A 25521-nucleotide genomic window follows, 5' to 3' on the forward strand; every position below is an offset into this window, starting at 1 on the left:
ATAATGGGGATGGGAATACCGATCATCCAAAGCAAAAGACCGCGCAGCATTTTTATCTCCATGATAGGGAATTACTCGCTTCCCCAAGAGAACGGTAAACGGCCGTTTTCGTTCCCTGGAGTTTAAGTGGCAAGCTCGCGTGCCGCTTCGAGCACTTCCGAGGCGTGGTCCCGCACCTTGACCTTGTTCCATATGCGGGCGATGCGCCCCTCGCGGTCGATCAGCAGCGTTGTGCGTTCCACGCCCATATATTTGCGGCCGTACATCGACTTCTCGACCCACACGCCATAGGCCTCCAGGGCGATGCGTTCCTCGTCCGCTGCAAGTGTCACTGTCAACGCGTGCTTTGCCTTGAACTTGTCGTGCTTCTTGGCGCTGTCGGGAGAAATGCCGATCAGGACGACGCCGAGCGCATCGAATTGCGGCATGAGCCCGCTGAAGTCGATGGCTTCCGTCGTGCAGGCCGTTGTGTCGTCCTTCGGGTAGAAGAACAGCACCACAATGTCGCCGCGATGGGCGGCTAGCGACACACGCGTTCCGCCATCGCCGGGAAGATCGAAGTTCGGTGCCGGGTCGCCGACCTTGATGTTTGTCATGCCCTCACTCTTGTTTGTGGTTACGCCGGTAGGCTGACGGGTATAGTGGTTTCGTCAGATTCGTCCAACGTGGGAAACAGGCTCGGCGGCGTGCATCACGAGGCACCTCCTCATGAAAAAATCCGGTTTCGCCGCGGCGACATAACGAGTCTCGACCAGTTCCCCTCTGCTCAACCGCTGCCAGCTGCGCCACCCTGGCTGCGTATGTGCCGTCGCGGCGCCAGGATCGCGCTTGCCGCCACGATGGCGATAGCCTTGATCGTGGCTGTCGGGGCCGTGGCACTGTTTTCGGGCCTCGGAGACGAAAGGCTGCGACTTCAGGCGCAGCAGGCCGTTTCCACCCTGGCGGGCGAGGACTTCAACGCCGAGATCGGTAGGGTCGGCATTTCGTTTGCCGGGTTGAAGCTGATAGGGCTGAGCGTGGAAAACGCGCGGCTCACGGCTTCGGCCGATGGCCGGGAAGTCATGCAGATCGGCTCGGCGCGCTTCGGCCTGCGCCTGCTGCCTTTGCTCAGAGGCCAAATCGAGCTTTCCAGCGCAAGGCTTGCCGACGCGCGCATAAACCCCGCCGCAATACGGGTGGAGGGCGGGGGCCAGCAATTACCGGTCTTCGACGACAAGGGCCTGCTCGACACGGACGCTGCCCTGGCCCAGCTTTTCGGCGGCGCCAGACGGCTTATCGGCCTGTTTGATCGGGAGGATATCGACGGCATAGAGCTCTCCGACATCCAGATAGCGCTTGGTGATGACGACAACGCCCTGCTGCTCGTCCGCAGTGCCAGCCTTGAAGGTGATGCGCACGGTGCTCTTGCTCTCGCCGGCGAGCTCGAATTCCGTGATCGCGTGTCCACGGTGGAAGGGCAGGCGGCGCTGGACGCGGATGGCCAGACGATAAAGACGCTTGCCGTCCAGCTCACATCCTCCTTGCCGGATGGCGGCGAAGCCACAGCCAAGCTGTCGGGCTCCGAGTCGGTGGCCGGCGAACGGCTGGACATCGACGGGCGCGTTGCCGCGCTTACCATACCTTTCGGGCAGGACGGTTCTTTCATCGCCGATGTGGATGTTGCCGCGAGCATGGCGCGGGGAACCGCCAAGGTTGAAATCGAAAGGCTGGACATTGCCAGCGGTCGTTCGTTCTGGCGATTCAACGGCGCGGTTGGCCCCAATCCGGCCTCCACGCATCCGACCTATCGCTTCGAACTTGTCAGCGACGGTTCCGCCGTCGCGCCGGAAGGCTCCCCGGAGCCGGCCCTGCCGGTCGTTGCCCGTCTTGCCGGTTTGTGGGACCCGGAAGCCCGCCGCCTCAGCGTTGACCAGATGGGTGTCAGGTCTTCCCAGGGGGAGGTGGAAGGCCGCGCTGCCGCGACATTCGAGCGGGGAAAGAGCCCCGGCCTTGAAATGGCGCTGGACGTTCGTGACATGCCCGTAGGCCAGGTCAAGCAGCTCTGGCCGTGGTTTGCCGCGGGCGGCGCGCGCAACTGGGTATTGTCCAACATCTACGGCGGCCACGTCGAGACAGGGCGACTGGACCTCACGACGCCACCCGGCCGTATCGGTAACGGGGTGCCCTTCGGGGCCAGGGAAGTCTCCGGCAATTTCTCGATCAGAGGCACGCGCTTCGACGTGGCCGGGCGGATTCCACCCGTGCGCGACGGCGTCGGCGCGGTATCGTTTCGCGGCTCAGATGTCGACATCTCGTTGGAAAGCGGCACCGTTTTCATGGCAGGTGGGCGCACGGTCAAGGCCAGCAACGGCGAACTGACCGTGCGCGAAGCACATATGCCGCCGGTCATCGGCAAGCTGCGCATCGACGTGGAAGGCGAGGCTGGCAGCGTCCTTCAGCTCGCCAGCTACGATCCCATCGACGTCCAGCGTTTCATTGACCTGAAACCGGCGGATCTTTCCGGGTCCGTCAAAGGCACGGTGATCGCGGACATTCCGCTGCAGCGTTCGATTCCGGTGGAAAGCCTCGAATGGCAGGTCGATCTCGATTACGAGAATCTGTCGCTTGCCGAACCGTTCGACGGACAGACGATCACGGAGGCCAACGGAAACATCACCGTCGATCCGAGCAAGGCGGTGATCGACGCACAGGCGCGCATGAACGGGTCGCCGGCGACGCTCAAGCTCGTCGAGCCGCTGGGCGCGAACAGCCCCATCGGGCGCGCGCGCAACATCTCACTCAAGATGGACGATGCCGCCCGCGAGGCCATCGCGCCCGGCCTCGACGTCTTGCTGTCGGGCGTCACCGAGGTCGAACTCGACGACGGATCGTCCGAAAGCCGTGGCATAAAGGCGAGCCTGCGGGACGCTACACTGACGATACCGTGGGCCGGGTGGAGTAAGGGCAAGGGCGTGCCCGCCACTGTTGTCTTCTCGCTGGCTACGGACGGCAACCGCGTCGACCTGCGCGACTTTACTCTCAGCGGCGATACCTTCGCCGCCAGCGGCGCGCTGTCCTTCACCGGCGGAGAAGTCGCGAGCGTGCGCTTGCCCAAGGCCCGGCTCAATCGCGGCGACGACTTCTCCTTCGACATGAAGGCGCAGGGTAAGGGCTACGCGATCACCGTGCGCGGCAAGAGCATCGACGCCCGCTCGGTCGTGAAGCTTTACGCCAAGGATTCCACTGGTGGCACGTCGCAGGGCGGCGCCGCGCCGGTCACGCTCGACCTTGAGGTGGACCGCGTCGTCGGCTTCCACGGCGAGGCGCTCAGCAATGTGAAGCTGAAGTACAGCGGCACCGGCGCGCGCACCGACAAGCTCGAATTCTCCGGAACAACCGCCAGCGGCAGGCAGGTTACGTTCCGCGACGGGCGCCAGGGCGACGCCCGCAACGTCGTCATGAATTCGGCCGACGCCGGCGCGCTGCTGCGTTTCCTTGACATATACGAACACATGGAAGGCGGAACGATCGCCATGTCGCTTGCAGGCGCCGGCAACGGACCGCTGCGCGGGCAGGTCGATGCGCGCGACTTCTGGATCGTCGACGAGCCGCGCCTGCGCTCTCTCGTCTCGACCGCGCCGGCCAATGACGGGCGCTCGCTCAATCAGGCTGTGCGTGGCGAGATCGACACGTCGCGCGTGCAGTTCGAGCGCGGCTTCTCGATGATCGAAAAGGGACAGGGGTTCCTGAACCTGCAGCAGGGCGTGGTGCGCGGACCGCAGATCGGCTCGACCTTCCAGGGCAGTTTCTACGATACAGCGGGCAACATGGACATGACGGGAACCTTCATGCCCGCCTATGGCCTCAACCGCATTTTCGGTGAAATTCCGCTGATCGGCCAGATCCTTGGCAACGGCCGCGACCGTGGCCTGATCGGCATCACCTTCAGGCTCGCCGGAAAAGCCGGCGAGCCGCAGCTTCAGGTCAACCCGCTATCCGTCATCGCGCCCGGCATCTTCCGCTCGGTGTTCGAATACCGGTGAGCGTCGGGCCGGGATCTAGGCCGGCCTGACGAGGATATGCTTCTTGCGGCCCAGCGAGAGCTTGATGACACCTTCGGACGTAAGGTCCCCAGCGCCAAGCACACGCTTTTCGTCGGTAACCTGCTCGTCATTGACGCGCACCGCGCCGCCCTGCACATGCCGGCGCGCCTCGCCGTTGGAACCGGCAAGGCCCGCCTTCACGAAAAGCGCGAGCACGCCGACGCCGCCTTCCAGCTCGCCGCGGTTGATCTCCACGGTCGGCAGGCTCTCGGCCAGCGCTCCTTCCTCGAAGGTCTTGCGGGCCGTCTCCGATGCCTGCTCGGCGGCCTCGCGCCCATGCAGCATGGCGGTGACCTCGGTCGCCAGCACCTTCTTGGCGTCGTTGATTTCAGAGCCGCCGAGCGCCGCAAGCCGCGCGATCTCGTCGAGGGGCAGGGTGGTATAGAGCTTGAGGAAACGCTCAACGTCCGCGTCCTCGGTATTGCGCCAGTACTGCCAGAATTCGTAGGCCGGCAGCATGTCCGGGTTCAGCCAGACGGCGCCGGAGAGCGACTTGCCCATCTTGGCGCCGGAGGACGTGGTCAGCAGCGGTGACGTCAGCGCGTAGAGCTGCGGCGTTCCCATGCGGTGGCCGAGGTCGATGCCATTAACGATGTTGCCCCACTGGTCCGAACCGCCCATCTGCAGCCGCGTGCCGTAGCGCTTGCTCAGCTCCACGAAATCGTAGGCTTGCAGGATCATGTAGTTGAACTCGAGGAACGACAGCGACTGCTGCCGATCGAGCCGCAGCTTGACGGAATCGAAGGACAGCATGCGGTTGACCGAGAAATGCCGGCCGACATCGCGCAGGAATTCGAGGTAGTTGATACCGCGCAACCAGTCGCCATTATCGACCATGACCGCGTCTTTCGGCCCCTCGCCGAAGGAGAGGTAGCTCGCAAACACCCGCTTTATGGAGGCGATGTTGTCGGCGATCGTGTCCAGCGTCATCAGTTGGCGCGCTTCGTCCTTGAAGGACGGATCGCCGACCATGCCGGTGCCGCCGCCCATCAGCGCGATCGGCCGATGGCCCGTCTGCTGGAGCCAGTGCAGCATCATGATCTGGATCAGACCGCCGGCATGCAGGCTCGGCGCGGTCGGATCGAAGCCGATATAGGCCGTCACGGTTTCCTGGGCGAAAAGGTCGTCGAGGCCGGTTTCATCCGAGATCTGGTGGATGAAGCCGCGTTCTGACAGCGTGCGCAGGAAGTCGGACTTGAAGGCGGACATGATCGTGCTTTCCATGGAACATATTTGGCCCGCGCTGCGAATGGCGCGGGAACCCGCGCGGCTTTAGCATCAAGCATGCGAGAATCACAAGAACGGCGGCGGAAATGACGCTGACATGCGCGATCGGCCTGATGAGCGGCACCTCGATGGACGGCATCGACCTTGCCGTTGTCACCACGGACGGGCGCGGCGACGTGCGGCGCGGCCCGGCCGGGTTCGTAGCCTACGAAGCGGCCTTCCGCCGTCGTATCGAAACCGCGCTCGGTGAGGCCAAGGGCATTTCCGCACGCGAGGAGCGGCCGGGAGGCCTTGCGGCGCTGGAGCGTGAGATCACGCTGCGCCATGCGGATGCGGTGAAGCGGTTCCTGGCAGAGCATGGCGACATAACCCCGCAACTGATCGGCTTTCACGGGCAGACGGTACTGCACAGGCCGGAGCAGGCCCTGACGGTGCAGCTCGGCGACGGCGTGTTGCTTGCGCGCGAAACGGGTTTGCCCGTGGTCCACGACATGCGCGCCAACGACATGGTGCATGGCGGGCAGGGCGCGCCGCTCGTGCCGGCCTATCATGCCGCGCTGGCCGCTTCGCTGCCGCAGGATCTGCAGCGGTTTCCGATGGCGTTCGTCAACATCGGCGGCATTTCCAATGTGACGTTCGTGACCGCCGCCGGCAATCCCGTCGCCTTCGACAGCGGGCCGGGCAATGCCTTGATCGACCAATGGGTCTCAGGCGAGGGCGGCGTGCCATTCGACGCCGATGGCATGATCGCCAGCGAAGGCGGCGTGATACGAGCCGTCGTCGACCGATACATGCAAAGCCCGTTCTTCGAGCGCGCAGCACCCAAATCGCTCGACCGCAACGATTTCACGCTCGACCTGGCGGCCGGACTGGAACTGGCCGACGGCGCCCGCACGCTGGCAGCCGTCTCCGCCGAGGCGATCCTGGCGGCCGCCGCGCACATGCCGGCCCAGCCCAAGCTCTGGGTCATCTGCGGCGGCGGGAGGCGCAACCCCCACATCGTTGCCGACCTGCGCGCCGGCGTGCCGCCCGGTGTCGAGGTCGTTCTGGCCGAGGATACCGGTCTCGACGGTGACGCCATGGAGGCGGAAGCATGGGCATATCTCGCCGTCCGCGCAATGAACGCCCTGCCTCTGACCTTCCCGACCACCACAGGCTGCCGAGAGCCGGTGACCGGCGGCGTTCTCAGCCTTCCCTGACTTGCGATCTAGATAAGCTGCATGCCTTTCAGGCTCGCATGACCGTTGCGGCCGACGATGATGTGGTCGTGAACGATCACGCCGAGCGGCTTTCCGGTCTCGATGATCGTCTTGGTCATCTCGATGTCGGCGCGCGAGGGCGTGGGATCGCCGGACGGATGGTTGTGAACAAGGATGATCGCCGTGGCCGAAAGCTCGAGAGCCCGGCGCATGACCTCGCGCGGATAGACCGGCGTGTGGTCCACCGTGCCCGACTGCTGCACCTCATCGGCGATCAGCACGTTCTTCTTGTCGAGGAACAGGATGCGGAACTGCTCGCGCGGCTCGAACGCCATCGCCGCGCGGCAATAGTCGATCACCTGCGCCCATGAGCCGAGCACGGGCCGGCGCCCGATCGCGCCTCTGGCCATACGGCTGGATGCGGCGGCAATCGTCTTGATGTCGAGCGCGACAGCATCGCCCACACCCTCCACCTCGCGCAGCAAATGTTCAGGCGCGCCAAGCACTTCGGCGAACGAGCCGAATCGATTGATGAGCGTCTTGGCTAGCCCCTTGGTGTCCGCGCGCGGGATCGACCGGAAGAGCAGCAGTTCCAGCAACTCGTAGTCGGACAGCGCGCCGGCACCCGCTTCCCGGAAGCGGGTTCTCAGCCTTTCGCGATGTCCGAGATAGTGCGGTTTCTCCGCCGCGGCTTTCGCCGCGCGTGGCGCAGGCAACGCTCGTTCCGCGAAGAAGCCGCGTTCGTCGCCATCGTCACCCTGCATGTTCAACTTTCCCCACCCTAGCTCAGGGCACAGGATAGGCGAACCGTGTCAGGCGGCAAGCCCCGGCCTGTCCAGACCGGCGGGAGAAAGCGTGAAAACCTCGCAGCCGTCGGCCGTCACGCCGACGGTGTGCTCATACTGCGCCGACAGCGACCGGTCGCGCGTCACCGCGGTCCACCCGTCGGAGAGCACTTTCACATGGAGCCGCCCGAGATTGATCATCGGCTCGATGGTGAAGATCATGCCTTCGCGCATCTCGACGCCCTCGTTCGGGCTGCCGTAGTGCAGGATATTCGGCGCATCGTGAAAGAGCCTCCCGACGCCGTGTCCGCAGAAGTCGCGCACGACGGAGCAGCGCTCGCTTTCGGCATATGTCTGGATAGCGGCACCGATCGCACCCGTGCGCACGCCGGGTTTCACCGCCGCGATGCCACGCGTCAGGCATTCATGCGTGACTTCCAGCAGCCTCTCGGCGGCGCGCTTGATCTGTCCGACCGGATACATGCGGCTGGAATCGCCATGCCATCCGTCGAGGATATAGGTCACGTCGATGTTGACGATGTCGCCCTCGCGCAGTGGCTTGTCGTCCGGAATGCCGTGACAGACCACATGGTTGATCGAGGTGCAGGTGGATTTTGTGTAGCCGCGATAGTTCAGCGTCGCCGGCAGAGCACCGTGGTCCATGCCGAACTCGAAGACGAAGCGGTCGATCGCGTTCGTCGTGACGCCCGGCGCGACCATGCCCGCCAACTCGTCGAGGCAGTGTGCCGTCAGGTTGCAGGCCTTGCGCATGCCCTCGAAGGCATCGGGTCCGTAGAGCCTGATCTGCCCCGTATTGCGCTGTGGCGCGGCGTCCGCGTCGAGATAGGTGACCATCGTCTTCCGTCCATTGGATGCGAACCCACCATGTCGCACCGAAGCGCCGCCGCTTCAAGAGGAAGGGCGCGACTTCCACGAATCGGCCAGTGCCCGAACTTGCTCCTCGACGGCTGTCATCGCGTCGGCAAGGCCGGCCCGGTCTCGCAGGAGAAGGCGGGAGAGTGCGGTCTCTGCGGCGATGCTCGTCGTCACCGCCTGTTCGTGTTCGGCCGCACTCTTGCAGGCATCCGGGTTCTCCATGCGAAACCGGGCTTGCGCCGCCTGCTCGATCAGGCGTGTCAACCGCTCCTGCAGGGCCGGCAGGAAATGCAGCCGCATGCCGGGCAGGGGCAAACCTTCGATCCGAGTCGACCATGTCTCGTCGGCCTCGACCGGGAAGGCTCGCGTCACCGTGCCGGTGGTCACCACATCGCCGGGTTCGATGCCACGTCGCAGCGGACGTTCTTCGAGCCCGGCGACGAAATGGCGAAACGCGGCAAGCGGCCCGTCGAGCACATTGCGCGCGGAACCGCGATCGACCTCGACATCGTTCCTGAAAAGGACGATTTCGAAAGATGCCAGTCGCTCGATCCAGTCAGTCGCCGCGTCATGGTCGATGGCCATCATCGGGCCATGCAGCAATGCGCCGTGCATGGCGGCTGCCGCGACGGTGTCGGCTGCGGTAAATCGCCAGCCGGGATAGATCGACTGTACGACCTCGAAACCGTGTGCGACAGCGTCGATACAGGAAAGCAGTGCCCGGTCGTCCATATCCGCGCGCGGCGGCCGCGCGACGCGGAAGACAATCTCGGGCTCTATGCGGGGTTCCACAAACGCTGAAATGTCGAGTTCCGCCTGACCTTCCCCCGGGTCGAACCCGTATGTAGAGGTGTCGTAGGTCGGCCCCCAGATGGGCGCGCGCACGCGGTACTCGTCCCAGATCGTGCGGTTGGTGAAGCCGATCTTCCAGCCGACCGGATGCTCGCCCCTCGCGATACGCGCCCCGATGACGGCGTCGGCGGCTGCATAGGCCGCATCGAGGTCGAACGACGGATCGCCGTCGCTGAACGGTTCGATCTGCCGGCGATCATCCAGCGCGGCAAGGATGGTCGTTGCAATGTCTTTCATGGCGCCCCCTTACCTTGGGTTAGGCCATGATCGAAAAGGAATGTCCAGCGCTTCGCCTGCCGCGAGAAAGACAAAGGGGGGCGCAATGCGCCGCCCTGTCGTCATCTAGGGAAACCGGGTTCACCCCTCGGCCGGCCATCCGGCCACGGCCTTGACCTCCAGAAAGTCTTCCAGCCCGTATTTGCCGCCTTCGCGGCCAAGGCCCGACTGCTTGTAACCGCCGAACGGGCTTCCCGCGCCGCGACCGGCACCGTTCATCTGCACCATGCCGCTGCGAAGCTGCCGGGCGACGCGGCGGGCCCGCTCGGGATCGCTCGTCTGGACGTAGCTCGACAGGCCGTAGGGCGTGTCGTTGGCGATCTCGATCGCCTCTTCCTCCGTCTCGAACGGGATCATGGCGAGCACCGGACCGAACACCTCCTCGCGCGCGATCGTCATGTCGTTGGAGACATCGGCAAACACGGTCGGGCGCACATAGTAGCCGCGATTGAAGCCTTCGGGCCGGCCCGGGCCGCCGGCCACGACCCGCGCGCCTTCCTTGATCGCGATCTCGATCAGGCCCTGCACCTTGTTGAACTGGGCCTCCGAGACGAGCGGGCCGATATGGTCGCCCTGTTCGGCCGGATTGCCGACCTTGACGGTCGCGGTGTGCCGGCCTGCGATCTCGACCGCCTGCTCATAGACCGGACGTTCGACCAGCATGCGCGTCGGCGCGTTGCACGACTGGCCGGTGTTCTCGAAGCAGTGGTTGAGGCCCCGCACCACGGCCGCCTCAAGGTCGCTGTCGGCGAAGACGAGGTTGGGCGACTTGCCGCCGAGTTCGAGCGTCACGCGCTTGACCGTGTCGGCCGACGACTTGGAGACTGCGATACCGGCCCGCGTCGAACCGGTGAACGACATCATGTCGATGTCGGGATGACGCGACATTGCTTCGCCCACAGACGGCCCGTCACCGTTGACCATGTTGAACACGCCGGCCGGTAGGCCAGCCGCGTCGATGATCTCGGCAAAAACGATCGACGAAAGCGGCGCGATCTCGGATGGCTTCAGCACCACCGTGCAGCCCGCCGCGATCGCCGGCACGACCTTCAGCGTCACCTGGTTCATCGGCCAGTTCCATGGCGTGATAAGCCCGCAGACTCCGATCGGCTCGTGAACGATGCGGTCGTTCGGGTTGCGTTCGTCGAGCGGGTGCTCGAAGACGAAGTTCTTCAGCGTGCGGATGAATGTCTTGATGTGATAGGCGCCCACCGACGCCTGCGATTCCGTGGCCAGCTTGATCGGCGCGCCCATCTCGTCCGAGATCGCCTTGGCCATGTCGTCCATGCGCGCGTTGTAGGCCTCAAGCAGCCTCTCCAGCGCTTCCACGCGTTCCTCGCGGCTGGTGCGCGACCATGCGGGGAAGGCGCGCCGTGCCGCCGCGACGGCCTTGTCGACATCCGCCTGCGCACCCAGCGAGATGACCGCGAAAGGCTGTTCGTCGGCGGGGTTGATCACCTCCAGCTCGCGCGCGGCGGCCGGCGCCGTCCATTTGCCGTCGATGTAGAAATCGGTCTTGCGCAGCATCTCTGTCTCCTGGTCGATGGGCTCGTGCCTGCTTAATACCGCGAGCCGCCCGGCTCCAATACCACGGAGGCGACGTCGTTGGGGCAGGGCGGTCACGTGGGCCGGCTGGGGATATCCGCACATTCATGTGACATCGCTAAAATGCAATCGAATCCTTTGGCGGTTCCGAAAGGCGGGAGTGGGCAGATCGTGGGAGAGGGGCGAAAGGAGGTATCCGTGAGGCCCAGTTATTCCGCCGCCCGCCACAATCTCGAAGAAGCCTATCGGCTGCTGCCGGGAGACGACGAGCTGAGCGTCAAGTCGCGCCAGGCGCTGTCGATCCTGATCGACGCGATGCTGGCGCAGGAATTTGCCGTCGATGGCGAATCCGCAAAGGTGATCGAGTTCCCGCGCCGGATGCGCTCTGGCACGGGATAGGTTGCGTTTCTCGGACCTGCTTCGGATCAGAACGTCCCACGTCGACTGAACGACGTGAGGCGTCTGGCAGCTCGGCTGCCTTTCGTGAGGAGCAGGCGGCAAGCGGCCAGCGTTCATCCCACGGTGGAAAGGCAGGTCAGCAAGGCACCCTTCTTGTTGGAGAAGCCGATGGTGGCTTCCTGTCCCCCGCCGAGAAAATGTCCCGTCGCGGCGAAGGCATCCTTCAGTGGGCCGCCTTCAGGCAGCAATTGTGTGCCGTCGATGCTGTAGGCGCCCGCGCCGTTCTGCGGCAGGCTCGGGTCGGCTGCCCAGTCCGCCGTGCTCGTGCCGATGATCTGGTAGGTGCCTTGTCCGTCCAGCAGCAACGTGCCGAACGGCGCCATGCTGGTGTCATGGCAGCGGAAGATGCCTACGGGGGCATCCTGCGCCAGTGACGGGTTGGTTGAGAAAGCAACAAGGGCGAGGGTGGCGGCAAGGCGCATGTCTGCATCCATCTGAGCGTTGAGAAGGCGCGCAGATTAGTCAGCCTCGGCACCTCCGGCGACGCCGCAAGATGATGAGGAAGCGCATTTCGCTATGGGCGCGGGCCATCGCGGCTTGCGGGCAAAGGAACTCGGCCTCGACGCATGATGGCCCCGGATAGCCCATTGGAAGTCAAACACGGTGGCCGTTAGCCTCGCAGTTCGCCGCTGGCGCTGTTGACTGGTATCGGTAGGCCGGATGCGCCGGCGTCGCGCAAGCGGGTCGCCAGGAAAACGACGTGCGGAGGCGCGGCGCTGTCTGCGTTGCTGAGGGGCGTGGACTCCTGAGGCAGTTTCTAGACCCCAGGGTGAGGCTCGGCCATGGGAGGCTGCCAGTGGCAAGCCGAGCCTCCAACCCCGCTGACCCCCTCGTCAGCAATCAAAGGCTGACACTCTCGGTTGAGTCGCGCAATCAGGTTTCGCGTCAATCAACAGCTTCCGGTGTGGAGCGGCCGGCGGGAAACCACGATGGCTTCGCGCTCAGATCCGTACCGTCACGACGGCATATTTGACGCATTAGGGAGTAAGTAGCACCAAGTGCTTGATTTTTCTGGCACGCCCAACGGGACTCGAACCCGTGTTTCCGCCGTGAAAGGGCGGCGTCCTAGACCGCTAGACGATGGGCGCTTGCCAGAACGAGGTGGCTTATAGTGAGCATCGCAGCAACGGGCAACCCATCTTTGCACGGCAAACAGGAAAATTTCGCGTTTTGCCTGCGGCTATTTGCGCCGGCGGCAACGCCAGTTCCAGTCGCGCTCGGGGCCGACGTCGATATGAACGGAATTCGTGTGGCAATAGGTGCCGACGCCGCCGCGGCCAGGCATGCTGCGGAGGAACTTCGCGAGTTCCCATTTGCCAACGCCTGCCACCTGCACGTCAGCCGCCGCGCAATACATGTGCAGCGAGTTGCGGGCGCCGCGGGCGCGACGGTTGCGCTCGGGATTGCGGTAGCCTGACGTGACGACGACCTTGCTGCCATAGTGCCGTTCGACGGTCTTGAGCACACGTACGAGAGAAGGCTTCAGGCAGGCGACGTCCACGCTTTCTGTCTGCTTGGTCAAGCCGTTGGGCGCGAGCCGCGCGAGACCGGCCGCCGAAGCGACCTGGTATGGTTCTTCACCCTCGTGCAGATCGATATCGCTGGTGTCGTCGATGCCGGACCGGCGGGAGATCTCGAACAGCGAATCGGGACGTACGCCCGGCAGCGCTTCGCCATTCTGCGGAATGATGGGCGTCGACGCCGAAGCGTTGGCCGACGCAAGCTGAACAATTGGTTTGGAAGCTGCCGGCTCGATCTTGGGGGAGGCGGTGGCGATCAGCGGCTTGGGCGCCGGCGGCGCGGATGCGGCGCGTGCATTGGACGCGCCGAAGAAAGCTGCAAGGAAACCGCGTTTTTTAGGTTCTGCCGCCGCAACCTGCGGAGGCGGGGCGTTTTCAAGGAACTGTGTCGCCTGCTGTTTCGGCGGCTCCTCGGCTGCGGCTGGTTGCGTGGCCTCGGTTGCCGGTTCGGCCGCTGCCACAAAGTCCGTATCGGTCTGCTGTGCATCGGCGGTTGCGACCTGCGGCGCGCCTGCCGGACCTTCAGGCGCCTGCTGTTCGGCAGTTGCTGCGGCAACCTCGGTTTCGGAGCCGGGGCGAATCGTAGGAGCTGCACCCACGGCATCCGGCAGCGAAGGGTCGTTCTCGTCCATGACGAAAGCTTCCGTCGCGCTGGCTGTCTGGTCGCTGGTGAATGTCGCGGCGGAGAAATCGTCAGAAGACTGTGCCGTGAGCGCGGACTGATCGGATGGATTGAAGCCGAAGAAGGTTTCTTCGTTGCCGGATGTGGCAGAGCAGGAAGCGAGGAGCGTGGATGCAAGCGCTGCGATGATAGCGCGCCGTCCTCCGCGTGCGAAGCGCGTTCCCTCGACCTTCAATGCAAACCCCTTCCTAGAACCGGGACAAAACTGGAATGCGGACTTCACAAAAACCTACGAAATCAGCACTGTCCCCCAAGCCCGGGAACGAGACGTACCGAATCCCGAACCAAACCGCAACCATCCGGCTAGGGATGAATTGAGGCAAGATCATGATTCTGCCGCCAAATTGCCGCGTTTTCCCACGCTTTGAGCGGGTCCGATCAGCGAAGGCGCTTGGGGCGGGGATCCGCGAGTTCGCCGGCAAGGCGCCGGTCGAGATAATCCGCGCACTCGTCAAGCAGCAGCTCGGCATCGTTCGAGAAGAAGTGGTTCGCGCCGGGTAGCGTCTTCTGCGTGATCGTGATGCCCTTCTGGGTATGGAGTTTGTCCACCAGGCCCTGCACGTCCTTCGGCGGCGCGACCTTGTCGGCGTCGCCGTGGATGATCAGGCCGGAAGACGGGCAGGGTGCCAGGAACGAGAAGTCGTAGATGTTGGGCTGCGGTGCGATCGAGATGAAACCCTCGATCTCCGGGCGGCGCATCAAAAGCTGCATGCCGATCCATGCGCCGAACGAATAACCCGCCACCCAGCACGTCTTGGAATCGGGATGCAGCGATTGCACCCAGTCGAGCGCCGAGGCGGCGTCGGAAAGTTCACCAGTGCCGTGGTCGAATTCGCCCTGGCTGCGGCCGATGCCGCGGAAGTTGAAGCGCAGCGTCGTGAAATCCCGCTTCTGGAACATGTAGAACAGGTCGTAGACGATCTTGTTGTTCATCGTGCCGCCGAACTGGGGATGCGGATGAAGAATGATCGCGATCGGGGCGTTCTTTTCCTTCGAGGGCTGGTAGCGGCCCTCGAGACGACCTGCGGGACCTGCAAAAATGACTTCGGGCATACTTACTCCACTTCACGCCGCATGCTGCGGCCTCGTCTCGCGCGTCAGAATCGGGGCAATCCCGCCCCTCGGTCTTGACGGGACAGGGCCGTCACCCTAGAAGCTAGTTTAGAACAATTCAAAACTGGCGGCGAAAGATGCCTGCCGGTTCGCAACGCGGGTAAATAGGACGGCTGACCTTGCAATTTCAAGGAAAAACGCCGACCTGACGCAGCGATGCCGAGCCAAGGAGATTGAAACCCGTCATGGCGGCGAGCCGCGCCTATCTCGACCACAATGCCAGCGCACCGCTGTTGCCGGCTGCGCGCGCTGCCATGCTGGCCGCGCTGGAGGTCGACGCGAATCCGTCATCGGTTCATGCCGACGGCCGTTCGGCACGCCGCATTGTGGACGGGGCGCGACGCGATGTGGCGGCGCTTGCGGGCGGCAAGCCGGAGCATGTGGTTTTCACCTCTGGCGCGACGGAAGCGGCATCGATGCTCCTGTCGCCGGACTGGCGCATGGGCAAGGCGCCTGTGCGCATGGCGCGCCTCATCGTCTCGGCAGCCGACCATCCCTGCATTCTGAATGGCGGCCGCTTTGCGCCGGATGCGGTCACACGCGTCGGCGTGGATGCTGACGGCATTGTCGATATGGCATCGCTTGAGCGCGAACTGGCCGGCCACGACCGCGCGCAAGGACTTGTGCTTGTGGCGATCCATGCCGCCAACAACGAGACGGGCGTCATCCAGCCGGTGCGCGACATCGCCGCGCTGGTCAAGGCCCATGGCGGCGTGCTCGTGGTCGACGCGGTGCAGGCCGCAGGTCGCATTCCGCTCGGTATTGCAGATGGTTACGGCGATTTCCTGATTCTGTCCTCGCACAAGATCGGCGGGCCCAAGGGCGTGGGCGCGGTGGTCGGGGTCTCCGACCTGATGATGCCGGTGCCTCTGGTCTCTGGCGGAGGCCAGGAGAAGGGCTTTCGCGCAGGCACTGAGAACGTGCCGGGAATTGCCGGCTTCGGCGCAGCCGCGCGCGAAGCTTTGACCGGTCTTGCCGGCATCGATGGTATTCGCGCCATGCGCGATGCGTTCGAGCAGGTTGTGGTCGAACTCGCCCCCGCGGCAACGATCTTCGGAAACCGCGCCGAGCGGCTTTGCAATACGCTGTTCTTTGCGGTACCGGGCCTCAAGGCTGAAACCGCCCAGATCGCATTCGACCTTGCTGGCGTTTCGCTGTCGGCGGGATCGGCCTGCTCCTCCGGCAAGGTGGGGCCAAGCCATGTGCTGAAGGCGATGGGGCATGGCGAGGCGGCGGGCGCGCTGAGGGTCTCGATCGGACCCGAGACGGGCGAGGCTGAATTGAAAGCGTTCGAGCAGGCGTTGCGCGCGCATCTGGCGCGGCGCGACGGGCGAGAGCGGGCCGCCTGAGGCGGCGGAACGAAAATCCGGGCTTTTTTGCCCGGCAAAACATGTGTGCGTTGCAAATGCAGCCCGTTGGCGGGGTGCATTTTTGCCAATGGCACACTACATGAACCGCATACCGCGATATATGCGCGGATATATATGCGAATCGACAACTGCCGGGCCTTGAACCCGGCAAGGATGGAGAGCGCCGATGCCTGCTGTGCAGGAAACGATCGAGCAGGTCCGCAAGATCGATGTGGACCAGTACAAATACGGATTCCAGACCGAGATCGAGACCGACAAGGCCCCCAAGGGCCTGAACGAGGACATCATCCGTTTCATCTCGGCCAAGAAGGACGAGCCGGAGTGGATGCTCGAATGGCGTCTGGGCGCGTTCCGCCGCTGGCTGACGCTCGAGGAGCCGACCTGGGCGCGCGTCTCCTATCCGAAGATCGACTTCCAGGACATCCACTACTACGCCGCGCCGAAGAACCAGTCCGGTCCTAAGTCGCTCGACGAAGTCGATCCGGAGCTGCTGCGCGTCTATGAAAAGCTCGGCATCCCGCTGCGCGAGCAGGAAATCCTCGCCGGCGTCGAGAAGGATGCCGATGACGAAGGCGCAAACGACAACGTCTACAAGTCCGGCCGTGTGGCCGTCGACGCCGTGTTCGATTCGGTGTCCGTCGTCACCACCTTCAAGGAGGAGCTCGCCAAGGCAGGCGTGATCTTCTGCTCGATTTCGGAAGCCATCCGCGAGCATCCCGAGCTGGTGCAGAAATATCTCGGCTCCGTCGTGCCGACGACCGACAACTATTATGCGACGCTCAATTCGGCGGTCTTCACCGACGGTTCCTTCGTCTTCGTGCCGAAGGGCGTGCGGTGCCCGATGGAGCTGTCGACTTATTTCCGCATCAACGAGAAGAACACCGGCCAGTTCGAGCGCACGCTGATCATCGCCGAGGAGGGGGCCTACGTCTCCTACCTGGAGGGCTGCACGGCTCCGCAGCGCGACGAGAACCAGCTTCACGCTGCCGTGGTCGAGCTGATCGCGCTCGACGATGCCGAGATCAAATATTCGACCGTGCAGAACTGGTATCCCGGCGACGCGCAGGGCAAGGGCGGCATCTACAACTTCGTCACCAAGCGCGGCGATTGCCGCGGCAAGAACTCGAAGATTTCGTGGACGCAGGTCGAGACCGGCTCGGCGATCACGTGGAAGTATCCTTCCTGCATCCTGCGCGGCGACAATTCGCGCGGCGAGTTCTATTCGATCGCCGTCTCCAACGGCCACCAGCAGATCGACAGTGGCACCAAGATGATCCATCTCGGCAAGAACACGTCGAGCCGCATCATCTCCAAGGGCATTTCGGCCGGCAAGTCGAACAACACCTATCGCGGCCAGGTCTCCGCCCACCGCCGCGCCGAGAACGCGCGCAACTTCACCCAGTGCGATTCTCTGCTGATCGGCAACGAGTGCGGCGCCCATACCGTGCCCTATATCGAGGCGAAGAACTCGACCGCCAAGTTCGAGCACGAGGCGACGACGTCGAAGATTTCGGAAGACCAGCTCTTCTACGTGATGCAGCGCGGCATTCCCGAGGAGGAGGCGATCGCGCTGATCGTCAACGGCTTCGTCAAGGAAGTCATCCAGGAACTGCCGATGGAATTCGCCGTCGAGGCGCAGAAGCTGATCGGCATCAGCCTGGAAGGAAGTGTCGGCTGATGAGTGTCGTTCGGGTCGTCAGCGCAGATCCAGAAGCAGCTACGAATCCGGAGTTTATTCGGAGAGTGATCGACGCTGCTGAAAAGTTCGCGACCGTGCGCGCTATGCCGGACAAATATGTGAGGAAATTCAAGGTTCCTTTCTTCGGAAAGATACCGAAGAGACTTGATTATTCTCTCGCCTCCTTGTCCGAAGTCGACATGATATTCTCGCTCATGGGACCAGAGGAGCTCGTCCTTTTCAAGACGTCTCCCATTCTGACCCGGGGGCTGGAAACGCCCATGACTGCCGCCGTTGCCTACCTGGGCGAAGTCATCAAGCGAAACTCGGCTCGCGGCTTCGAGTGGGCTGACCTGGGGGTCTGGTCGAAAGAGTTCGTGGGCAGGACCTGTGGCGAGTCCGACGTTCCGCCCACTTTGAACCTCGTGTCCGCAGACAGAACCCGCGTAGTCGCATTGATAGACTGCATCGATGCGAAGATCAGGGCCGGCTGGACGCCGATTGTAGCAGAAATCGCCAAGGAAGAAGATTTCGACAGTTTCCTGGAGCGCTTCGCGAGCCGTCACGTGTTCGCCGACAGCCGCTCAGCTGTGTAAATGAACTGGATAGAAGACTATGCTTGAGATCAAGAACCTTCACGCCCGCATCGCCGAAGACGGCACCGAGATCATCCGTGGGCTCAACCTGACCGTCAACAAGGGCGAGGTTGCCGCCATCATGGGGCCGAACGGCTCCGGCAAGTCTACGCTCTCCTACATCCTCGCCGGCCGCGACGATTACGAGGTGACGGAAGGCGACATCCTCTACAACGGCGAATCCATCCTCGAGATGGACCCGGCCGAGCGCGCCGCCGCCGGCATCTTCCTGGCGTTCCAGTATCCGATGGAGATACCGGGCGTTGCCACGATGGAGTTTCTCAAGGTCGCCATGAATTCGCAGCGCAAGGCGCGCGGCGAGGAAGAGCTGAAGATCCCCGACCTGCTGAAGCGGGTCAAGGAAGCGGCTGGCTCGCTCAACATCGACATGAACATGCTCAAGCGTCCCCTTAATGTGGGCTTCTCCGGCGGCGAGAAGAAGCGCGCCGAAATCCTGCAGATGAAGCTGCTGGAGCCGAAGCTCTGCGTACTCGACGAGACCGATTCCGGCCTCGACATCGATGCGCTCAAAATCGTTTCGGATGGCGTGAACGCCCTGCGTTCGCCGGACCGAGCGATCGTGGTGATCACCCACTACCAGCGCCTGCTCGAGCACATCGTGCCCGACAGCGTGCATGTGCTCTACAAGGGGCAGGTGATCAAGTCGGGCGACAAGAGCCTGGCGCTCGAACTCGAACAGAACGGTTACGCCGGCGTGATCGACGAAGCGGCCTGAGGCGAATGATGAACATCCATGCTTCCCCCACACTGACACCGGCTGAATCCGCGCTGGTCGAGGCATTTTCGGAACGCGTGTCCGATCTGCCGGGCGATGCCGCGGTGACGGTCATGCGTGACGACGCCGTCGAGCTGCTGAAGGGCGGCCTGCCGACGCGGCGCATCGAGGCCTGGCACTATACGGACCTGCGCCGGCTGCTGACCGCGGTGCCTGCCTTCGAGCCGTCCGCGAAGCCGGACACGCTGCGGCCGCTGATCGACGGTTCGGTTGTGCTGCGCGTGGCCAATGGCAAGGCGGAGAAAGCTTCGGAGATTGAGGGTGTAACGGTCCGCCGTTTCAAGGACATGTTGCTGGCGGGTAACGGCGATGCCGCGCTTGCGCCCGTCGATGCGGCGGATGCCGTTGCCGCCGTCAACACGGCTTTCGCGTCAGACGGCTTCGCCTTGACGATCGCGGACGGTGCAAAGCTCGACGCGCCGATCGAATTGCAGAACCTGCAGGCCGGCGGACAGGTGCATGCCCGCTTCCCGGTCGTCGTCGGCGCTGGCGCCAGGGCAACGATCGTCGAGCGCCAGACGGGCGCAGGCGCGGCGCTCGCAAGCTCGGTCTCCACCCTGGACGTCGGCGACGGCGCGGACGTTGTCTGGGTGCTAGTGCAGGAACAGCCGGCAACCGCGACGCATCTTGGCCAGATCAGGATCCGCATCGGAAAGGATGCGAAGCTCACGCTCTTCATCATGAACGCCGGCGGCAAGCTGGTCCGGCAGGAAGTGCATGTCGACGCGGCCGGCGAGGGGTCCGATTTCAAACTGCGCGGCGTCAACCTGCTCGGCGGCGATACGCATTGCGACGTCACTATGGTGCTCGACCACTCGGCGCCCGATACGACCTCGACCGAGATCATCCGCAACGTGGTGACCGATAGGGCCCATGGCGTCTTCCAGGGGCAGATCCGCGTCGCTGCGATCGCCCAGAAGACCGACGCCAAGATGGCGTGTAACACGCTGCTTCTGTCCGACGACGCCGAGTTCTCGACCAAGCCGGAGCTGGAAATCTTCGCCGACGACGTCGCCTGCGGCCATGGCGCGACGGTGACGGAGATCGACGCGGGCCACCTGTTCTATCTGATGGCGCGCGGCGTGCCGGAAAAGGCCGCGCGCGGCCTGCTCATCAAGGCTTTCCTCGCCGAGATCATCGAGGAGCTTGACGACGAGGCGCTTGTGGCCGCTCTGGAGGCAAAGCTCGACGGCTGGTTCGCCGAGCACGGGTAATTGTGGTGCGTCCTTCGAGGCTCGCCCTGAAAGGACGCAGCGAACCCGCAAACGGTCTTGCGGGCTCGCACCTCAGGATGAGGAAGGTTGTGCATCGAGCCCACTACGTCTTGGGCTCGACAAATGACTTCCCTCATCCTGAGGTGCGAGCGAAGCGAGCCTCGAAGGACGCACAACAAGGCACGTTCAAATGGATCAGAAAGTCGAAAACGCTCCCTACGACGTCGAGGCGATCCGGCGCGACTTCCCGATCCTGTCGCGCGAGGTTTACGGCAAGCCGCTCGTCTATCTCGACAACGGCGCTTCGGCACAGAAGCCGCAGGCGGTGATCGACGCGATCTCCCACGCCTACAGCAACGAATACGCCAACGTGCACCGCGGCCTGCATTTCCTCTCGAACGCGGCCACCGACGCCTATGAGAAGGCCCGCGAAACAGTGCGCGGTTTCCTCAACGCGGAAAGCGTCGACGAGATCGTCTTCACCAAGTCGACGACGGAAGCCATCAACACCGTTGCCTATGGCTGGGGCATGCCGAAGATCGGCGATGGCGACGAGATCGTTATTTCGATCATGGAGCATCACTCCAACATCGTGCCGTGGCATTTCATCCGCGAACGGCAGGGCGCGAAGCTCGTATGGGTGCCGGTCGACGATGACGGGGCATTCCACCTCGAGGATTTCGAGAAGAGCCTGACCGAGCGCACCAAGCTCGTGGCGATCACCCATATGTCGAACGCGCTCGGCACCGTCACGCCGGTCAAGGAGATTTGCCGCATCGCCAGGGAACGCGGCATCCCGACGCTGATCGACGGGAGCCAGGCCGCCGTCCACATGCCGGTCGACGTGCGCGACATCGGCTGTGACTGGTACGTGTTCACCGGCCACAAGGTCTACGGGCCGTCGGGCATCGGCGTGCTTTACGGCCGCAAGGAAATGCTGGCCGCCATGCGTCCCTTCCAGGGCGGGGGCGAGATGATCGAGAATGTCACCGAGGAAACGGTGACCTACAACGACCCGCCGCATCGCTTCGAGGCCGGCACGCCGCCGATCGTGCAGGCGATCGGCCTGGGCGCTGCGCTCCAGTACATACAGGGCATCGGCCGCGAGCGCATGGCCGCGCACGAGGCCGAACTCACCGCCTACGCGCATGAGCGCCTGCGTGGCATCAACGCGATGCGCATCTTCGGCAACGCGCCGGGGAAGGGGGCTATCGTCTCGTTCGAGCTCGAAGGCATCCACGCGCATGACGTCTCGATGGTCATCGACAGGTCGGGCGTGGCGGTCCGCGCGGGCACCCACTGTGCCCAGCCGCTACTCAAGCGTTTCGGCGTAACCTCGACATGCAGGGCCTCCTTCGCCATGTATAACACGAAGGCCGAGATCGATATCCTGGCCGAGGCGCTGGAAAAGGCGCGCACATTCTTTGGATGATGATGATGGACGAAACGGCAGCACACACGGAAAACAGCGAGGCGCAGCCTGCGAACGACGCAGCTTCCGCCTCCTCCATTCCTCAGGACGAGCTGGCGCGGTTGACGGACGACATCGTCAGCGCGCTGAAGACGGTCTATGATCCGGAGATCCCGGCCGACATCTACGAGCTCGGCCTGATCTACCGCATCGACATCGAGGACGACCGCTCGGTCAAGATCGACATGACGCTGACGGCGCCCGGCTGCCCGGTCGCGGGCGAGATGCCCGGCTGGGTAGAGAATGCGGTCAGTACCGTGGAAGGCGTCTCCGGCGTCGACGTCAAGATGGTGTTCGACCCGCCCTGGACCCCCGACAGGATGTCGGAAGAGGCCCAGGTGGCGGTAGGCTGGTATTGACGATCGCCTTGCAGATATCCCGAATCTTCACCATCTTCGGGTTACGACAATCATTCCGCCGGCCTTGAACCGGCGCGCAATGGAGAAGGAAATGGGTAGATTTCAGGTGATGACGATGACCGACGCAGCCGCAGGCCGCGTGCGCGAGATCGTGGACGCCCGTGACGGCGCGCAAGGCATTCGTGTCGGCATCAAGAAGGGTGGTTGCGCGGGGATGGAATATACCATCGACCTGGTAACCGAACCGGAGGCGAAGGACGACCACGTCGAGCATGGCGGCGCCCATGTCTGGGTCGCGCCGGAGGCCGCTCTCTTCCTGCTCGGCACCGAGATGGATTTCGAGAAGACCACGCTGCGCACCGGCTTCATCTTTCACAACCCGAACCAGTCGTCTGCCTGCGGCTGCGGCGAATCCGTCGAGTTGAAGCCCGCCGACCTGAAGGCGCTGGCCGAAGCCCGCGCGGCAGCCGACGCAGCCTGACTCTTGTGGCCGTGCGTCCTTCGAGGCTCGCCCTCGAAAGAATGTAGCAAACCTGCAAACGCCCTCACGGGCTCGATACACAACGGCCCTCATCCTGAGGTGCGACCCTGAGCTTGTCGAAGGGGAGCCTCGAAGGACGCACTCCCGGTTCGCTCACGCCACCCACAATCCGCGCTTCCTGTGCCATCCTTCGATGGATTCGTCGGGATAGAGTTCGAAGGTCGCATCGCGCTCGCGAATGTCGGGCTCAACCCACGAGGCCTTGTAATTCAGCATCAGATGGACACGCTCGGGCGCTGGCGGCAGGTCGGAGTCTATGGCCGAGGCGAAGGGGTGAACGAGGTGGGGCCAGGTGGGATCGTAGAGCCACAGCGCCGTCCCGCAGTTGCGGCAGAAGCGGCGTTCGCCGCTGGATGTCTCGCAATGTTGTCGCTCGTCGTCCTGGATCTCGGCGCGATAGAGCCCGAGATGTTTTTCGCCTTCGATTGACAGCGTGCGCGCGTCGGCGCCGAGGTTGATCGCATATCCGCCGCCGCCCTGCTGCTTGCGGCAGATCGAGCAGTAGCAGAGCTGGTAGGGCACCGGCGTGTGGCTCCGGACTTCGAAGCGGATCGATCCGCAACGGCAGGAGCCTTTCAGGAGCATCGGCATCGCGGCTTTTCTCCGTGTCGCGTTTGCTGCACTCTAACGCCGCCGTCAGATTTTTGTTTCTCTCGAGATGTGGACCCGGGCATGGACAACGACGCGATCGCCGACCTCTTTTCGGGGCTCGGGCGAGTAACGATCCGGCGCATGTTCGGCGGCAAGGGCATTTATCACGACGGCCAGATCGTCGCGCTCGAGGTGGGCGGCGACATCCTGCTCAAGGCGGATGCCGTCAGCGCGCCGGACTTCGCGGCAGCCGAGTCATCGCAGTGGGTCTATGAGGGCCATATCAGGAAAGGGCCGGTCGCCATGCCGTACTGGTCGATTCCCGACAGCGCGCTCGACGATCCGGAAGAGATGACGCAATGGACGCGCAAGGCCTACGAGGCGGCATTGCGCTCGCGCAAGATCGGGAAAAAGTAGGTCGCGCCCAAATGGGCTTTGCCTTTCGGCGAGGGCGAGGTTGAAACGCGACCGCAGATCGTCGCATTGGCGACGGCTTGCACTTTCCTGCCTTCGTCATCCTCGGGCTTGCCCCGAGGATCCATGCCGGACCGTGGAACGGGCCGCCAACGGCCCGTATCAGACTCTTGCGGGAATCTTCATGAACGCCGGCATGTCGTCGCCGAACCCGATCGGCGAGGGCTCGTCGTCATCGCGCCGCCAATTGTTGTTGCGGCCGCCGCGCTCGCGCCGGTTGTCGTCCTCGCGCTGGCGTGGCTGTTCCGGCTTCGCCTTGCGTTCGGCGTTGTCCGCCTTGATCGCCTCACGACGCGCCTGCTTGTCTTCGGCAGGCGCTTCCTCTGCCACCTGAACGGGCTCGGCGACGGTCTCGTCGGCTTCGCTGCGGCGGGCGCGCTTTTCGCCGCGCGGCTTGCGCTCGCCGGACGATGCCCTGCCGCGTTCGCGGCCCTTGCCGCGGCCCCGACGGGGTGCTTCATCCTCGGCGTCGTCCTGGGCGACTGTCGAGAGGTCTCCGTCCATCCACTCGATCTCCTTGCCGATCAGCTTCTCGATCGCATCGAGATACTTGCCATCGGAGCGTGTCACGATCGTGAAGGACTTGCCGGAACGTCCCGCGCGGCCGGTGCGGCCGATACGGTGGACATAGTCCTCGGCATGGATAGGCACGTCGAAATTGAAGACGTGGCTGACATCGGGAATGTCGAGACCGCGCGCGGCGACGTCCGACGCCACCAGCAGCTTCAGCTTGCCTTCGCGGAACGCCGCCAGCATGGCCATGCGCGCGCGCTGGTCCATGTCGCCGTGCAGTGCCCCGGCATCGAAATCATGCTTCACCAGCGAGCGGAAGAGCTCGGAAACGTCGACCTTGCGATTGCAGAAGATGATCGCGTTCTTGAGTTCGTCTTCCTCGGCGCGGATCAGCTTGCGCAGGGTTTCGCGCTTGTCCCAGCCCTTCGACTTCGACTTCACGAGCCGCTGGACGATGTTGACCCCGGTGGAAGCGGCCTTCGAGACCTCGATGCGCACCGGCGCCTGCAGGAACTGCTCGGTCAGCTTGGTGATCTCGGGCGGCATCGTCGCCGAGAAGAAAAGCGTCTGGCGCGTGAACGGGATCAGCTTGGCGATCCGTTCGATGTCGGGAATGAAGCCCATGTCGAGCATGCGGTCGGCCTCGTCGATCACCAGAATGTCGACGCCGGTCAGCAGCAATTTGCCGCGTTCGAAATGGTCGAGCAGCCGGCCGGGCGTGGCAATCAGCACGTCAGCGCCGCGCTCGAGCTTCTTTTCCTGCTCGTCGAAGGACACGCCGCCGATCAGCAGCGCGATGTTGAGCCGGTGGTTCTTGCCGTATTTGACGAAGTTTTCCTCGACCTGGGCCGCAAGCTCGCGGGTCGGTTCGAGGATCAGCGTGCGCGGCATGCGGGCGCGGGCGCGTCCCTTTTCGAGCCGGGTGATCATAGGCAGGACGAAAGCGGCCGTCTTGCCTGTGCCCGTCTGGGCGATGCCGAGCACATCCTTGCCCTGAAGCGCATGCGGGATGGCGCCGGCCTGGATCGGCGTCGGGTTTACATATCCGGCGTCATGGACGGCGGAAAGAACTTTCTGGGAGAGGCCGAGATCGGCAAAAGTGACCTCGGGAGCCTCGACTGTGGTTTCGGCTTGAATGTCGGTCTGGTTGTCTGATGACACGTTATGGCTGTCTTTGCTGGTTCGCGAGTTTGGGACGCCGCCGCACAATGCGTCCATCAAATCCGGCGCACGGCGCTCGGATACCTGTCGGTGGCGTTAAGG

At 63.8% G+C, this 25521-nt stretch carries 23 protein-coding genes and 1 tRNA gene; 12 read left to right on the forward strand and 12 right to left on the reverse strand.

Features of this window, described 5'->3' with window-relative positions; genetic code table 11:
* Positions 1–122 precede the first annotated feature (122 nt).
* Complete coding sequence (locus ACVJNE_RS22010; RefSeq protein ID WP_499568912.1) at positions 123–596, reverse strand: peroxiredoxin; 474 nt, start codon at positions 594–596, stop codon at positions 123–125.
* A gap of 255 nt (positions 597–851) precedes the next feature.
* Here ACVJNE_RS22010 and ACVJNE_RS22015 point away from each other — a divergent pair, with 255 nt between their 5' ends.
* Positions 852–4022 carry a hypothetical protein gene (locus tag ACVJNE_RS22015; protein WP_499568913.1) on the forward strand — a complete coding sequence of 1057 codons (3171 nt, stop codon included), beginning with the start codon at positions 852–854 and terminating at the stop codon, positions 4020–4022.
* Between the two features lie 15 nt (positions 4023–4037).
* On the opposite strand, the gene tyrS is transcribed toward ACVJNE_RS22015, so the two are convergent.
* Positions 4038–5291: a tyrosine--tRNA ligase gene (gene tyrS, locus ACVJNE_RS22020; protein WP_499568914.1), complete on the reverse strand. Its 1254-nt coding sequence runs from the start codon at positions 5289–5291 to the stop codon at positions 4038–4040.
* Positions 5292–5395: 104 nt separating this feature from the next.
* Here tyrS and ACVJNE_RS22025 point away from each other — a divergent pair, with 104 nt between their 5' ends.
* Positions 5396–6508, forward strand: coding sequence for an anhydro-N-acetylmuramic acid kinase (locus tag ACVJNE_RS22025; RefSeq protein WP_499568915.1), 1113 nt, complete (start codon positions 5396–5398; stop codon positions 6506–6508).
* Positions 6509–6516: 8 nt separating this feature from the next.
* Here the strand turns inward: ACVJNE_RS22025 and radC are convergent, their stop codons facing one another.
* The 4 genes from radC to ACVJNE_RS22045 form a co-directional block, all read right to left on the reverse strand.
* Positions 6517–7272 (reverse strand): RadC family protein, encoded by a 756-nt coding sequence (gene radC, locus ACVJNE_RS22030; protein ID WP_379014984.1) that lies wholly within the window; start codon positions 7270–7272, stop codon positions 6517–6519.
* Between the two features lie 48 nt (positions 7273–7320).
* The gene (gene map, locus ACVJNE_RS22035) at positions 7321–8148 is read right to left on the reverse strand and encodes a type I methionyl aminopeptidase (RefSeq protein WP_499568916.1); all 828 of its coding nucleotides are present in this window, start codon (positions 8146–8148) and stop codon (positions 7321–7323) included.
* 54 nt (positions 8149–8202) lie between these two features.
* Positions 8203–9258 (reverse strand): 2-keto-4-pentenoate hydratase, encoded by a 1056-nt coding sequence (locus ACVJNE_RS22040; protein WP_499568917.1) that lies wholly within the window; start codon positions 9256–9258, stop codon positions 8203–8205.
* A 120-nt stretch (positions 9259–9378) separates the two neighbouring features.
* Complete coding sequence (locus tag ACVJNE_RS22045; protein WP_499568918.1) at positions 9379–10824, reverse strand: aldehyde dehydrogenase family protein; 1446 nt, start codon at positions 10822–10824, stop codon at positions 9379–9381.
* 216 nt (positions 10825–11040) lie between these two features.
* On the opposite strand from ACVJNE_RS22045, the gene ACVJNE_RS22050 reads away from it, so the two are divergent.
* Entirely contained in the window at positions 11041–11241 is a 201-nt protein-coding gene (locus ACVJNE_RS22050) for a hypothetical protein (RefSeq protein WP_173190877.1), read from the forward strand.
* Between the two features lie 113 nt (positions 11242–11354).
* On the opposite strand, the gene ACVJNE_RS22055 is transcribed toward ACVJNE_RS22050, so the two are convergent.
* From ACVJNE_RS22055 to ACVJNE_RS22070, 4 genes are all read right to left on the reverse strand, one after another.
* A complete protein-coding gene (locus tag ACVJNE_RS22055; RefSeq protein ID WP_499568919.1) occupies positions 11355–11723 on the reverse strand; it encodes a hypothetical protein in 369 nt (122 codons plus the stop codon).
* 590 nt (positions 11724–12313) lie between these two features.
* Positions 12314–12389 (reverse strand) — tRNA-Glu (locus tag ACVJNE_RS22060).
* Positions 12390–12481: 92 nt separating this feature from the next.
* Complete coding sequence (locus ACVJNE_RS22065) at positions 12482–13678, reverse strand: YcbK family protein (RefSeq protein ID WP_499568920.1); 1197 nt, start codon at positions 13676–13678, stop codon at positions 12482–12484.
* Positions 13679–13881: 203 nt separating this feature from the next.
* On the reverse strand, positions 13882–14556 hold the full coding sequence (locus ACVJNE_RS22070) for an alpha/beta hydrolase (protein ID WP_173190884.1): 675 nt from the start codon (positions 14554–14556) through the stop codon (positions 13882–13884).
* Positions 14557–14801: 245 nt separating this feature from the next.
* Between ACVJNE_RS22070 and ACVJNE_RS22075 the strand changes: the two genes are divergently transcribed.
* The 8 genes from ACVJNE_RS22075 to sufA all read left to right on the forward strand — a co-directional run bounded on the left by ACVJNE_RS22075 (position 14802) and on the right by sufA (position 22620).
* Entirely contained in the window at positions 14802–15965 is a 1164-nt protein-coding gene (locus ACVJNE_RS22075; protein WP_499568921.1) for a cysteine desulfurase family protein, read from the forward strand.
* Between the two features lie 187 nt (positions 15966–16152).
* Positions 16153–17664 (forward strand): Fe-S cluster assembly protein SufB, encoded by a 1512-nt coding sequence (gene sufB, locus ACVJNE_RS22080; protein ID WP_499568922.1) that lies wholly within the window; start codon positions 16153–16155, stop codon positions 17662–17664.
* A complete protein-coding gene (locus tag ACVJNE_RS22085) occupies positions 17664–18260 on the forward strand; it encodes a hypothetical protein (protein ID WP_499568923.1) in 597 nt (198 codons plus the stop codon). The genes sufB and ACVJNE_RS22085 overlap by 1 nt, the downstream gene beginning before the upstream one ends.
* Positions 18261–18279: 19 nt before the next feature.
* Positions 18280–19035, forward strand: a complete 756-nt coding sequence (gene sufC / locus ACVJNE_RS22090) for a Fe-S cluster assembly ATPase SufC (RefSeq protein WP_173190892.1) — start codon at positions 18280–18282, stop codon at positions 19033–19035.
* Positions 19036–19043: 8 nt separating this feature from the next.
* Positions 19044–20309 carry a Fe-S cluster assembly protein SufD gene (gene sufD / locus ACVJNE_RS22095; protein WP_499568924.1) on the forward strand — a complete coding sequence of 422 codons (1266 nt, stop codon included), beginning with the start codon at positions 19044–19046 and terminating at the stop codon, positions 20307–20309.
* 190 nt (positions 20310–20499) lie between these two features.
* Positions 20500–21741 (forward strand): cysteine desulfurase, encoded by a 1242-nt coding sequence (locus ACVJNE_RS22100; protein WP_499568925.1) that lies wholly within the window; start codon positions 20500–20502, stop codon positions 21739–21741.
* Positions 21742–21743: 2 nt separating this feature from the next.
* Positions 21744–22139 (forward strand): SUF system Fe-S cluster assembly protein, encoded by a 396-nt coding sequence (locus ACVJNE_RS22105; protein WP_499568926.1) that lies wholly within the window; start codon positions 21744–21746, stop codon positions 22137–22139.
* 91 nt (positions 22140–22230) lie between these two features.
* The gene (sufA, locus tag ACVJNE_RS22110) at positions 22231–22620 is read left to right on the forward strand and encodes a Fe-S cluster assembly scaffold SufA (RefSeq protein ID WP_499568927.1); all 390 of its coding nucleotides are present in this window, start codon (positions 22231–22233) and stop codon (positions 22618–22620) included.
* Between the two features lie 153 nt (positions 22621–22773).
* Here the strand turns inward: sufA and ACVJNE_RS22115 are convergent, their stop codons facing one another.
* Positions 22774–23271 (reverse strand): GFA family protein, encoded by a 498-nt coding sequence (locus ACVJNE_RS22115; RefSeq protein WP_499568928.1) that lies wholly within the window; start codon positions 23269–23271, stop codon positions 22774–22776.
* 81 nt (positions 23272–23352) lie between these two features.
* Between ACVJNE_RS22115 and ACVJNE_RS22120 the strand changes: the two genes are divergently transcribed.
* Positions 23353–23688, forward strand: a complete 336-nt coding sequence (locus ACVJNE_RS22120) for a TfoX/Sxy family protein (RefSeq protein ID WP_499568929.1) — start codon at positions 23353–23355, stop codon at positions 23686–23688.
* 159 nt (positions 23689–23847) lie between these two features.
* Here ACVJNE_RS22120 and ACVJNE_RS22125 read toward each other — a convergent pair whose 3' ends face one another.
* Complete coding sequence (locus tag ACVJNE_RS22125) at positions 23848–25419, reverse strand: DEAD/DEAH box helicase (protein ID WP_499568930.1); 1572 nt, start codon at positions 25417–25419, stop codon at positions 23848–23850.
* Positions 25420–25521: the final 102 nt, after the last annotated feature.

The organism is Mesorhizobium sp. DxT (assembly GCF_058448885.1).